This is a genomic window from Nostoc sp. NMS9 (assembly GCF_017114995.1).
GTDB lineage: Bacteria > Cyanobacteriota > Cyanobacteriia > Cyanobacteriales > Nostocaceae > Nostoc.
In genome coordinates, this window is sequence record NZ_JABXKL010000050.1 from 24725 (window position 1) to 37765 (window position 13041).

The following is a 13041-nucleotide window of genomic DNA, read 5'->3' on the forward strand; positions in this document are numbered from 1 at the left end:
ATAGTTATTGTGTTGAACTAAAGCAGTTCAAATTTCAATTAATCTTTTTTGAATAGATAGAATCTATGGCTACAATAAAACGAAGACGACGTTAGTCTCAAATAGCTTTTTTCAAGTTCCGCAATTTAACGGAAGTACTCTGACTGTTAGAGTATGTTTGCAAATTCAAACATACTCTAAACTCGACTTTATCCAAAATTAAGAACTCGGTTTTCTTTATCCAGCAAAAACCCTGGCTTTTTGGCAAATACTTTTTTAACTTCATAGATTACCGATGAAGTTAAAAAAGTAAAATTAATGTTGCACAAAGCTTTCAAGGGTAGTGTTCACTTTGCTAAAAAATTGGATGAAGTGGAGCTAACTTTATAGTCGAATAAAACAACAATTCGCTTGTCTACCACTTTGGCTTCAAATGCTTAAAACAAAAGCACTTTTAGATAAAGAATGGTGTGAAAAGTGCTGGTGTTCCAGATAATTACTCTCAAAGTGAATTATCAACCCAGTTCTAATTTGCATATTAAATATTCTGAAAATGAAAAACTAAGGCAGCAATTTAGGTGGGGTATAACGCCACCTAAATTGTTGTTTTTTAGTAAATATATCAAAAATAAATTTACAAAAGTTAAGGAAAAAAGTGTTGCAAAATTATCTGAATTGTTTAATAGTTATTGTGTTGAACTAAAGCAGTTCAAATTTCAATTAATCTTTTTTGAATAGATAGAATCTATGGCTACGATAAAAATATCTGAATTGCAGCCAGAAAGCCAATTCGAGAAACTTTCTGATGCTGATTTACGGTTAGTTAATGGAGGAGGTAGTAATTCCCAATTCCAAGTGACTACAGGTGGAACTTCTCTTGCCACAGGTGTAAATGCTGGAGGGGGAAGGATTCAAAACGATACTCAATCATTTGGTACCGTTCAAGGAGGGGTTGGATCGCCATCTTTCCTTATTACTTTTAATGCTAATGCTTTCTCACAGTCTTCCCCTTCTTAAGAATCATCAGGGAAAATTTTAGAAGCATAGTAAATAAGATACGTCAACGTACTACCAAGAAAACTCAAAGAGGAAATTATGGCTAATATCAAAATCGCTGAATTACAATCTAGCTTGCTTGAAGAAGTATCAGTTATAGATTTGGACGCTGTTCATGGTGGGACTGCACCTCCGATTCAAGCTGTTGGAGGAACCTCAGGAGGTGTCATAGGTTTTGCTAGTGGTGGATCAACGACTAGCACTTCAAACAGTTTTACTTTCATTAGTGGTCAACTAGGAAATGCCTTCGTAGCGTTTGGAACAACAGCCCAAGGTACTACTTCACCCACTTAGACAACTTAATGCTTTAGACATTACCTAAAGCTTTTTCAAGTTTTGTAATAGAATTTAACGGAAGTACTCTGACCGTTAGAGTTATGTTTGCAAATTCAAACATACACAGCACAAATTTCAATTAATCTCTTTTGAATAGATAGAGTCTATGGCTACGATAAAAATATCTGAATTGCAGCCAGAAAGCCAATTCGAGAAACTTTCTGATGCTGATTTACGGTTAGTTAATGGAGGAGGTAGTAATTCCCAATTCCAAGTGACTACAGGTGGAACTTCTCTTGCCACAGGTGTAAATGCTGGAGGGGGAAGGATTCAAAACGATACTCAATCATTTGGTACCGTTCAAGGAGGGGTTGGATCGCCATCTTTCCTTATTACTTTTAATGCTAATGCTTTCTCACAGTCTTCCCCTTCTTAAGAATCATCAGGGAAAATTTTAGAAGCATAGTAAATAAGATACGTCAACGTACTACCAAGAAAACTCAAAGAGGAAATTATGGCTAATATCAAAATCGCTGAATTACAATCTAGCTTGCTTGAAGAAGTATCAGTTATAGATTTGGACGCTGTTCATGGGGGTGGAACTGGTGTTCAAGTTACTGCAGCAACCTCAGCAACATTCATAGGTTTTACTAATGGTGGAAGCTCGCTTGCCAATGCAACCAGTCAAAGTGTCCTTCAAGGTACGGTACAAGCTTTCCGCTTAGATGTTGGATCAGCCACCTTCGGTATTACTTCACCCACTTAGACAAATTAATGCTTTAGGCATTACCTAAAGCTGTATATTTAGGGCTGGAGTTAAAGTTTAACTCTAGCCTTTCATTTTTTCACGTCGTATTTGTAATGTCGTTAATGAAGGGATGCAAGTATATGTCCATTTCAGTCAAGGCTTTGAAATTTTATTTAGATGTGTTTGCCTTAGCCTGACTCATATTTTGTATTATTTCACCCTGACTAGAAAAATTACGTTTTTAGAGTGAAAAACTCAGAATTTAAGGTTAAATCAATGGTATTTAATCTATTTTTTCATGCTAATTTAAACATTTAAATAAAATTCCTACAGAGTTATTTAAAAATTAAAAATTAAAAATTAAAACTAATTATTTCTTTACAATATTTCAAATGGAGTGATGATAAAGTATAAAACATTGCTTTTCCAATCAAGCAATCATTAGCTCATACCTAATTTCTTAAAAGCTTCAGTTGATTAGCTGAAGCTTTTAAGAATATATAGAAGTTAACTTTGTAATCTAAGAGGATGTTTGAAAAGTCATGATTGATGTATCAAATATTTTTTACCCCACCCTAACCCTCCCCTTGTAAAGGGGAGGGAACCAGATTTTTCTTGTTTCCCCCGATATATTGGGTGGGCAAATAGCTTCTTAAAGCCCCCCTTTCCAAGGGGGGTTGGGGGGTAGTGTCAAAGTTGATGTGTTATGTGACACTTTTCAAACATCCTCTAAGTTTTCGTTCTCTAAAAATACTAGGGATTAAATTATGGGGGCTATCTTATATCCACTCTACACAGTAGCTAATTTGGTCTTAGCTACATGGAGCATAAGTTTATGGCAAGACTCACACCATGCCAACATATTGTTGCTGCTGTTAGTGGTAGCTGGAATGACCTATGACAATCTGATTATTTCGCTGGGTCGTTTGATTAATGAAGGTAGTTTCTTAAAGTTACTTAATCGTCTGCGCTTCTTATTACATGATCTATTGATTCCATTGTTAGTGGTAGTGGCTGTTCAACTAGCTAGCGCTGCTGGGGTGTTCTGGGCAAGTAAACCGATTTTGCTTTCTGGTTGCTGGACGATTACATTTGGTTTGATTGGATTGGCACTGGTGACTAATCTTAAGCACATGGAACTAGCACCAATAACTTTTGCTGGCAGTTTGCGATATAAACCGAAAAATAGTCAAGCGCCAATTTTGACAATTTTAATCGCTTTGCTAGTTGGTGTGGCAGGATTCTACATTTGGCGTGAAATCCAATGGCCTTGGATGTTTGTGGGAACAGTGGTAATGTTGTTTGGCAATGCTTTACCTACAAAGATTTTTGGCTCTTTAGTTGGTTCGGCAGTTGATTTTGCATTTATCTTAGCTCTGTTGGCAACACAGATTGTATTGTCTTAGTTAGGGCTAATTTCGCGCCTCTATAGAGTACAAACTTTCGTTTAAGGCTTGCTGCAAGATGGGAATCCAATCCATAAATTAGTAATCAAGGGTAATGGCATGGCTCAGACTGTCTCTAAATACACAGAAAGTCTTCCTGCTCCAGTAGAACCAACAAAACAGCACCGCACCAAAGCGGTTCCTTTGATGTTGGGAGCGGTGACGATCGCAGGTATTGGTTATTTATTTTGGAGCTTACAGCCGCAACCGAGAGCAGACATACTCAAGTTAAGTGGACGCATTGAAGGTTATGAGACTAAAATTGGCGTCAAGCATTCGGGACGAATTGAGTCGATTGCAGTACGCGAAGGATCTGCGGTTAAAAAGGGTGAGAAGTTAATTAGGTTAGATAATAGCAACGACCAACTCCTACAAGGACAACTGCAATCTGCAAACGCACAGGTTGCGTCTGCTCAATCTGACGAACAACAGGCTCGTTCAGATGTAGAGCGGGTACAGGGTGAGATAGAAGAAGTCAACAGCCAAATCCTTGAAGCCCAACTTAACTTACAGCAGTCGCGAGGTGATACGGTAGGTCAGGTTAATCAAGCACAAGCTAACACCGCAGCAGCTAAAGCGCAAGTGGTACAAGCACAGGCAGTACTCAAACAGGCAGCAGCAGAAGTTAAGCTAGCTAAAATAAATCGCGATCGCTATATAAAATTGCTCAATGATGGAGCAGTTACCCAACAGCAATCTGACCAAACACAAACTACCTTCGACACTGCGATCGCCACTTTACAGGCACGACAGGCAGCAGTAAATGCGGCTTCTGAGCAGTTAAGTGCTACCCAAGCGGCACTCACCCAAGCCCAATCAACCGGTTTCAACCCCGGTATTAGGAACGCCCAGTTAGAAGCCTTAAGGAGAAAGCGCGCTCAAACATCTGCTCAAATGAAATCTGCTTGGGCGCAAGTGAAATCTGCTCAGGCAAAGGTCAAAGTTGCGTTGGCATCAAAACAACAACTCATTACCCAAATTCAAGATTCCAATAAAGACCTAAATGTTCTCAGTCCTCTAAACGGTGTTGTAACTGCCCGCAGTGTCGAACCAGGTGCAGTGGTGGATAGTCAAACGAACATTCTGACAGTGATTGACCCCTATACAATTTATTTGAGGGGTTTTATCCCTGAAGGAGATATTGGCAAAGTGCGCCAAGGACAGGTAGCGAAAATCTTATTAGATTCTGCGCCTAATAAACCCCTCCAAGGTAAGGTAATTGCTATCGACGCCCAAGCCTCGTTTACACCTGAGAATATCTATTTTCAGAAGGATCGGGTCAAGCAAGTTGTCGGTATTCGCATAAGTGTTGCAAACCCTGCGAGTTGCTTTAACCCCAAACAACCCTACACTGGTGCAGATTTACCCTGTGCCAAGATTGGGATGCCAGCTGATGCAGAGATTCTATTGAAGGGTGAATAATGGATCGCAAAGTCACAAGTGGCGCTCAAATTTTACCCCAAACCCCAAGTCTTGCAACCCAAAGCATTTACATTCGAGGCTTGCACAAGCACTATGGCCGTTTAGCCGCAGTGCGGGGGATTGATTTGACAGTGCAGCAGGGTGAGATGTTTGGGCTGATTGGCCCTGATGGTGCAGGGAAAACCACAACCTTTCATATTCTCGGTGGCGTGATGGAACCCACCGCCGGAGAAGTGCAGATATTTGGTCAGCTTGCACGGGATGCTCGCTCAATAACGGGGTATTTGACGCAGCAGTTTTCTCTGTATTTGGATCTCAACATTAATGAAAATTTACGTTATGCAGCTGGCTTGCGACAAGTGCCAGATGATTTATTTTGGACACGTCGCAATCACTTGCTACGCTTGATGAACTTAGAGCAGTTTGCCAAGAGGCAGGCTGGACAACTCTCAGGTGGTATGAAACAAAAACTAGCACTTTGCTGTGTTTTAATTTCACAGCCCCAAGTCTTGTTACTGGATGAACCTACCACAGGTGTTGACCCGGTTTCACGGCGAGAGTTTTGGGATGTGCTAGCGCAACTATCAGCAGGAGGTATGACCATTGTCGTTGCTACACCTTACTTGGATGAAGCAGAACGCTGCCATCGTGTAGCTTTGATGTATGAAGGTCAAATTCAAAAAATTGGTACTCCTGCTTCTTTACGCTCCAGTTTAGCCTTACATCGCCTAGAAGTTCATACCTCAAATCTGCAATTAAGCGAACAAGTCTTATTACAGACAGCACAAGCAAACATTGTAGATGTGCAAACATTTGGCGATCGCCTTGATGTTCTTGTCAAAGATATAACTTTAGGTCGTAGACAGGTGTACGAGCTGCTGCAACAGCAACAATTATCAGATTTTAGTATTGAGTCTAATAGCCCCACATTAGAAAACGTCTTCGTTACCCATTTACGGCAACAGGGGTTAGCAACGCAATTTTTTCCATTTCCGAGAGCTAAAGCAACAAACCAGCAATGGAAAGTGGAGAACTACAAGTTAACTGTAGCAGGCGATAAAGAAATTAATCCTAGTTCCTCATCGATTGCTATATACGCTCACAACCTCAACCGCTTTTTTGGCAATTTTCAAGCAGTCAAAAGTGTCAATCTTGAAGTACGCTACGGTGAAATCTTCGGACTCTTAGGTGCCAATGGATCTGGGAAAACCACCACAATTAAAATGTTGTGTGGATTGCTTAAAGCCAGTGGTGGTGTCATTTCTCTTGGGGGCGAAACAAGCAACCTCCGTAGTACTGAATTGCGGCGGCGTATTGGCTACATGAGCCAGAAATTCACCCTTTACGATGACCTAACAATTTTGGAAAATCTGGAGTTTTATTGCGGTGTTTATGGTGTACCCCGCAAGCTACGCCAGGAGAAAATTGATTGGGTGATTGCCATCTGTGGGTTAGAAGGACAGGAAAAGATGCTTACCGGACAGCTACCGGGTGGTTGGAAGCAGCGAGTTGCTTTTGGTGCTTCGGTAATGCACGAACCAGATATTCTATTCCTTGATGAGCCAACATCAGGGGTCGATCCGCTTGCACGCCGCCAGTTTTGGAAGCTGATTAATGACTTTGCCCGCAACGGGACAGCTATTTTAGTAACCACGCACTACCTTGAAGAAGCTGAACAGTGTAACCGCATGAGTTTTATGGTTGCGGGAGAAACCGTTATCTCTGGTTCTTCCAGTTCGATTAAAGCCAGTCAACCAGGACAACTTATGGAGGTTATCGTCAACCAAAACCAAGCTGCTGCCGATTTACTCAAACAACACCTCGATCCCTGGCGTATCTCTATCTTTGCCGATAGTTTACACATTGTCCTTGACGACCCCGATCGAGAACTTCCTCAACTACTAAAACTTATAAAATCTGCTAAAATCACCATTTCCCGTGTCCGCCCCATTTCTTTTTCCTTAGAAGACGCTTTCATCGGTATAGTACAACGAGCGCAAAACTAGAATTTTTTTATATTTTTTATATTTATGAAACGGATTTTCGCTCAGTTTACCAAAGAACTAGTACAGTTTCAGCGCGATCGCCTGACATTAGGGTTGGCATTTATACTGCCATTTATGACGTTACTCATTTTTGGGTTTGCAATCCGGTTAGAAAGTAAAAATATTCCCTTAATCGTGCAAGATTTTAACCGCACAAACATTAGCAATAGCTATATTGAGCGACTATACGCCACCAATCAGTTTATGCCAACTCAATGGTCGGGAAACGACCCGGTGCGGGATGCCATCGACCGTGGCATTGCTAAGGCAGCAGTCATTATCCCTCCTCAATTTAGTCGAGATGTGCAAGCTGGTAGAAATGCTACGGTGCAAGTGCTAATTGATGCTACGGATGTCAATAATGCTCGTGTCATCAAAAACAGCATTCAAAGAGTGACGAATTTTTTTATGCAGGAGCAAGGACTGATAACATTTAATAACAGCGTCACACCTCAAATTCGTTTATGGTTTAACCCCGGTCGATTAGAGTCCCTGTATATCGTACCGGGAGTCTATGCTGTGGTTTTATGGATTTTTCCGTCTTTACTGACAGCGATCTCAATGGTGAGAGAAAAGGAGAAAGGCACCATCTTACAACTTTACGCTTCTAGTATCAGTGCAACTGAACTGTTACTTGGTAAAGGACTGGCTTACCTGCTGATAGCTATCCTTCAAGCATTCGTAGTCATGGGTCTAGGTTCGCTAATTTTCCAGGTTAGCTTAGTAGGCGATTCTATCACCTTGTTAATAGGAACCCTCCTTTTTCTTACAGACAGTGTTTTGTTTGGTTTGCTATTTGGGGTACGAAGCAGTAACCAAAATGCTGCTGTACAAAGTGTCTCTGTGATTGGTTTTGTTACCTCTCTATTACTGTCTGGTTTTATTTATCCTATTAGCAACATTCCCTTTCCCATATCACTTATGCCTAACATAGTTCCCGCCCGCTATTTTATAGATATCACTCGTGATGCATTTGTCAGGGGTACCGGATGGGCAGGAGTTTGGTTTGATCTAGTCGTACTGATTGTTTTTGGATTAGTGTTTTTTCATATAACGCGTCGTGCTTTAGGTAGGATGCAATTGCCTTATTAAACTGTATTATTCTCAGATGTTGCAGCTACTAACCAATATGTTTTTCTCACGACTATTTAATAGCTCATTTTGGGCATTACTTCGCAAAGAAATCAATCAAATTTTGCGAGATAAGCAGTTAATTATTCTGCTGATCGTGCCACCAACAATGCAATTATTACTTTATGGATTTGCACTTAATCCCGATGTACATAATTTGAAATTGGGTGTTATTGATTATGCCAATATAGGTGCTAGTCGGGAACTTGTTCAGGCAATGACCTCTAATAGCATTTTTAGCATAGAATCTGTACCAACAACTGAGAAAGATTTGAGCCGTCAAGTAGAAGAAGGCAAACTCAATCTAGGGGTGATTATTCCACCAGAATTCCCTAGAAAGCTGGCAACAAAAGAAGCTGAGATTCAAGTATTCATTGATGGAGTGGATGCAAACGCAGCAGGTATTGCTAGTGGTTACATGACTCAGATTATTCAAAATTATAATCGTAACCTTGGGCAAACCCAGCTGAATTTTCCGGTATCACTCCAAGTGGTATTTTTGTATAATCCGGGACTAATAAGTAGCTGGTATTTTGTGCCGGGAGTCATGGGTTTAGTGTTAACGCTTGTTGGAACACTAGTTTCATCAGTCGCTGTCGTGCGAGAGAAAGATAGCGGAACTTTGGAGCAATTACTTATGACACCAGCTGCAAACTGGGAAATTTTGCTTTCCAAAATTTTGCCTTTAGCGTTTTTGCTCATGGGAGATATTCTGCTAGCTTTGACTTTAGGACAACTGGTGTTTGGTTTACCGTTGCGTGGAAATTTTCTACTATTTTTTGGGCTGTCAATTATCTATCTGCTGGTTGGGATAAGTATAGGTATTATGTTAGCGATGTTTTCCAGCTCGCAACAACAGGTGGTATTGATGTCATTTTTCGTCAATATGCCGATATTGCAGACTTCTGGGGTGCTTGCCCCTATCGAAGCCATGCCTCCCTTTTTTCAAGTCCTATCTCTACTGAATCCCTTACGTCATTATATTGCCATTGTTCGAGGGATTTTACTTAAAGGGGTTGGTTTAGATGTGTTATGGATGCATATTCTGGCATTGCTTAGTATTGCTGTTGTGTTATTAACTATTAGTCTTAGCAAGTTTCGCAATCAATTAAGTTAGAGGATGTCTGATACTAAGTCTTTATGGGGTCTAAGCAGGATAAGTGGTGCGTAAAAACAGTAAGGATTCAAGTAGCGACATATTGACAAACGGGACGGTTGGGGTAGAATATCGCAATTATGGATAAAGACATGCCTAAAAAGCAAGACCAGGAAAGCCTCTGCCAGTTACCTACAGAACAACTGGTCAACATGATCATTGAGCAGGCGATGTGCTTTATCAGAGATTAAGGGAGTTTTTAAAGTTTGCCATTTTATCTGGTTGTTCTCTTGAAATAACCAATATAAGCTAGTATTCTCAGAAATTGGACTATTAGTAATTTCATGCTTACGAGCAATTTGATAGTTGAGTAAAGCATAGGGTGATATTTTATGATTATTCAAAAATTCTTGAATGAAATCATCAAATTCCTTTCTTAAAAAAATCCTTATACTCTCCTCAACTGAATCATCAATTTTTACGTTATTACGATTGACTTTTAGGTTAATTCCTTGATGAGATGTAGAATCTGGTGTTAAATCTATTGTGACCGACATATTTGTGGAAAACATATTTTTTCCTAGTTCTCTGTTACCCACCAAGGAGGAAATATTGAAATTCATTCCTTTCCAGCTTATTCTCTGACTTCTACAATTAAGTATATAAAAATAAGAATCATTATAGTTAAGTTCTTTTAGTATAATCTCAGTACTCTCTGCGGTTTCTAAGAAAGCAAAGGATACTTGATTGTTTAATTCAAAATAAGGTAAATAAACGCGATATTTTCCTAACTTGTTCGGTAATTCACCCTCCTTTGTCTCCCACTTCAAGCATTCTTTTAGCTTTTCTCTATAGTTTGAAACATCAGCAGATAAATTTTCAGCTTCTTCAGAGCTATTATTTATAGAATTTAGCCATTTTCGCCATTCTGTCAAAAACCCAGTAAAATCCTCTTCTACCTCTTTAGAAAAGGCTTCTTTCTTGCAAATCTATCCTGGTTTAAATTCAAGTTTTTGTTCTGGAAAATCAGATATAAAGTTAAAATTGCAGGGAATATAGTCCAGTACATTTTGAAGAAAGCTTCTCAACTTTGAAACAAATTTAGATAAATTTTCGCGAGACAAGTTTTTATCAAAAATTTCTTTTTCCTGAACAGGAGAGTTTTCTTTTTTAGATATAACTGTAGATATAACTTCGGGTTTTAGTAAAAGACGTATTTCTGTACCAGGAGAATTATTTTGGATGTTTGTTAGTTCACCAAATGACCCTATTCCCTCAGTTTCAAACTTCCATCCGTTGTTGTTATCATCACCAGGTGACAAACTACGTCGTGTCTTTATTACTACTCTTTCAGCTAACATAAAGTAGCTTAATACACCTATTCCAAATTTTCCTGTACGTCCTACAGAAAATCCATATTTTTGGCATTCACGTTCCAAATTAATTATCTTACGCTGTCTAGCAGAACCGCTTACCAAGAGATAGTTCTGAATAATATCTTTGGTCATACCAACGCCATCATCAGTACATACCAGCCAAATACCATCGCTATCTTTCTCAATTTTTAAGTTCACAGAGTGTTGTAAATTTAAAAACTGACGATTAGCTACATCTTTGATTTCTTTAAGGCGCTTGTAGGCAATCTCCTCACGAACAGCATCAAAAGCATTCTGGAGAAGTTCACGTACTGCATATAAATGATCTCCGTAAAGTGATATACCAGAGAGTAACTCCAAAATTTTATTTGTATCTGGTCGAAAAGCACCATCAATGTACTCATAATTATCAGGTATAATATTTCGTTGAATGGCTATTTGCAAATCCCAAAGGTTTTTAGTATCTGTTCCTTCTAAGAGTTTGTAGCAATCTGTCAATACATGATCCATTTCATTCGCTAGTATCTCACTGGCACGATGTATGATAGCTTTTTTCGGATAAATCAAAAGCGATATTTGTGATTTATCTTTCAGTTTAGAAACAGTAGCTGGATATTTTACATATTTATCGTTTTTCCACCAATAAATTAATTCTGTAGAATTTATATTGTAGTCTTGCAAAATTACATCAGGAATTTGTACAGGGTCAAAAGCAAGAATATTTGCTGCTTGCACCACTGCTATAAGGTACCTTAGACGAAGCCCTTGAATTGGATTGCTGTTTGTAACTAGTGGATTGTCAGCTATCTCCTTATCCTTGTTTTTCAGATAAGGACTTTTGCACAACAACATTAAATTATCTCGAACACGTTTATCAGGAACCTCCTGATTGAGAGATTCTTCTATCCAAGTTATGCTCCAATCTTTATGGCGATCGTAACAATAATAAGTTATTAGCCTGTCAGCCAGTCGTTTAGTTTTTTCATCTGGCTCTCCTTCTCCTTGCCATAAAGGCGCTTCAACTCCCTCAGGTTCATCATCCAACCATTTCTGAAAATCCTCAATTTCTTGATCAGATAGTCCGTGTTCTTCAGGTTTTCTAAGGAGATAGTGATGATAAAGGCTCACCTTACCGTATTTAGGCGTTAGACAAATATCGAGAAGATAGGCTGATAGAAGTAATAACTCCAATTCATCTGCTGATAATTCAGGTTTCTCGTCTTTAGGCAGCAGTGACGGAGAAATAACATCTGCCATTCTTTGAGCTACCCTGTCTCCACGTTCAGGATCATAAAGAGTAAAAGTATCGGCTGTACTTGGTTCAGGAGGTGAGAGAAATTGTTGAAGTTTTGTAAAAATTTGAGTTAGAGTATCTTCAACTGATTTCGATTCAGACGAATTTATGCGCTGTAAAGCTTGGTAAAGTTCTGTTTGTTTATATGTTTGGTTGTTATGGTCTTTAGGAATACCTGATAGCAGACGGTTAAAGGCTATCTCATCATTAAAATTATTAAAATTTATCCAATTTATTGTTCTTAAAAAAGGGTAACTTTGTGGAACCTCTTTCACATCTGGTAACAATATAGAAATTCGTAGCAGTTCTCCATCTACTTTGTTTCTTTCTCTATTTTCATTGTTAATAACGCGTATTTCTTCATCTTGTGTAGTACCAACTCCGTTCGAACCGAAAAAGATAAGAGCAGATTTAGATTTTCTGATAGCAGTTCCAATTTTTTCTTCAAAAACTGTTCCAAGTGGAATTCCTTCTTCATCCCACCACACCTTCAACTCATTTTGTTGAAGTTTTTCAATAATATTTTTAACAAATTTTACATCATCTCTTTTGTAAGAAATGAAAACGTCATACTCAAACTGTTTACTCATCTATTTAACTCTCTTAGTTACTGCTCTACTCCCGCAATCACTGCCAAGGCATTAGCATATTGTTCCAAATCTCTTCTAAGCTGTGCAAGTTCCTCCCGCAACTTAGGTTCTTCAGACCAATTCTGTTCATGTTCTTTGGGACTTAAATCAGCAGGACGCTTTGCTTCCCACGCTTGTAAGAAAGGATGCCATTTGCTGAGAAAGGGACGCAAACCATTGTTCAATACAATAATTGCGATTCCTCCAACGGACTCACGAGAAGCACCTACATTTGGACCCGCCTGTTTGAGAATTTCACGGGTTGTGCCAAATAAGCTATATAAAGAATTCAAAGCTTCACGCACCAGTCCTTGATCAACTTCCAAAGGTTGCACAGCAATGCGTGTCACAAGTTCAATGTAAAGTGACCATGCTGCTCTGCATTCTGTAGGATCTGCTTCCCACTCAGCCGCACCAATTCCAAAGGGAAGTCTTACCGATACTTTCTTTAAAACAGCAGGATCTTGTCTAACCCCAAGAATTTCTCTTATCCAAGAAAGCATTATAACCTGGGTGAATTTTCTATTAAAATAATAACCCAAGT

At 39.2% G+C, this 13041-nt stretch carries 12 protein-coding genes; 9 read left to right on the forward strand and 3 right to left on the reverse strand.

Going from position 1 to position 13041, the window contains the following annotated elements:
• Positions 1–726: 726 nt before the first annotated feature.
• From HWQ40_RS15610 to HWQ40_RS15650, 9 genes are all read left to right on the forward strand, one after another.
• A complete protein-coding gene (locus HWQ40_RS15610) occupies positions 727–996 on the forward strand; it encodes a hypothetical protein (protein WP_292779266.1) in 270 nt (89 codons plus the stop codon).
• A 78-nt stretch (positions 997–1074) separates the two neighbouring features.
• Positions 1075–1329 (forward strand): hypothetical protein, encoded by a 255-nt coding sequence (locus tag HWQ40_RS15615; RefSeq protein ID WP_292779268.1) that lies wholly within the window; start codon positions 1075–1077, stop codon positions 1327–1329.
• Positions 1330–1477: 148 nt separating this feature from the next.
• On the forward strand, positions 1478–1747 hold the full coding sequence (locus HWQ40_RS15620) for a hypothetical protein (RefSeq protein WP_292779266.1): 270 nt from the start codon (positions 1478–1480) through the stop codon (positions 1745–1747).
• A gap of 78 nt (positions 1748–1825) precedes the next feature.
• Positions 1826–2077: a hypothetical protein gene (locus HWQ40_RS15625; RefSeq protein WP_292779271.1), complete on the forward strand. Its 252-nt coding sequence runs from the start codon at positions 1826–1828 to the stop codon at positions 2075–2077.
• A 749-nt stretch (positions 2078–2826) separates the two neighbouring features.
• Entirely contained in the window at positions 2827–3465 is a 639-nt protein-coding gene (locus HWQ40_RS15630; protein ID WP_292779274.1) for a hypothetical protein, read from the forward strand.
• Positions 3466–3564: 99 nt separating this feature from the next.
• Positions 3565–4926 (forward strand): efflux RND transporter periplasmic adaptor subunit, encoded by a 1362-nt coding sequence (locus HWQ40_RS15635; RefSeq protein WP_292779276.1) that lies wholly within the window; start codon positions 3565–3567, stop codon positions 4924–4926.
• A complete protein-coding gene (locus HWQ40_RS15640; protein WP_292779278.1) occupies positions 4926–6932 on the forward strand; it encodes an ATP-binding cassette domain-containing protein in 2007 nt (668 codons plus the stop codon). Before HWQ40_RS15635 ends, HWQ40_RS15640 begins: the two co-directional genes overlap by 1 nt.
• A gap of 24 nt (positions 6933–6956) precedes the next feature.
• Positions 6957–8063: an ABC transporter permease gene (locus tag HWQ40_RS15645; RefSeq protein ID WP_292779281.1), complete on the forward strand. Its 1107-nt coding sequence runs from the start codon at positions 6957–6959 to the stop codon at positions 8061–8063.
• A gap of 16 nt (positions 8064–8079) precedes the next feature.
• Positions 8080–9219, forward strand: coding sequence for an ABC transporter permease (locus tag HWQ40_RS15650; RefSeq protein ID WP_292779284.1), 1140 nt, complete (start codon positions 8080–8082; stop codon positions 9217–9219).
• 167 nt (positions 9220–9386) lie between these two features.
• On the opposite strand, the gene HWQ40_RS15655 is transcribed toward HWQ40_RS15650, so the two are convergent.
• The 3 genes from HWQ40_RS15655 to HWQ40_RS15665 are packed head-to-tail and all read right to left on the reverse strand — an operon-like array spanning position 9387 to position 13000.
• Positions 9387–10133 carry a hypothetical protein gene (locus tag HWQ40_RS15655; RefSeq protein WP_292779287.1) on the reverse strand — a complete coding sequence of 249 codons (747 nt, stop codon included), beginning with the start codon at positions 10131–10133 and terminating at the stop codon, positions 9387–9389.
• Positions 10134–10187: 54 nt separating this feature from the next.
• Positions 10188–12458, reverse strand: a complete 2271-nt coding sequence (locus tag HWQ40_RS15660; protein ID WP_292779289.1) for a TIR domain-containing protein — start codon at positions 12456–12458, stop codon at positions 10188–10190.
• A gap of 17 nt (positions 12459–12475) precedes the next feature.
• Entirely contained in the window at positions 12476–13000 is a 525-nt protein-coding gene (locus tag HWQ40_RS15665) for a hypothetical protein (protein ID WP_292779292.1), read from the reverse strand.
• Between the last annotated feature and the right edge of the window lie 41 nt (positions 13001–13041).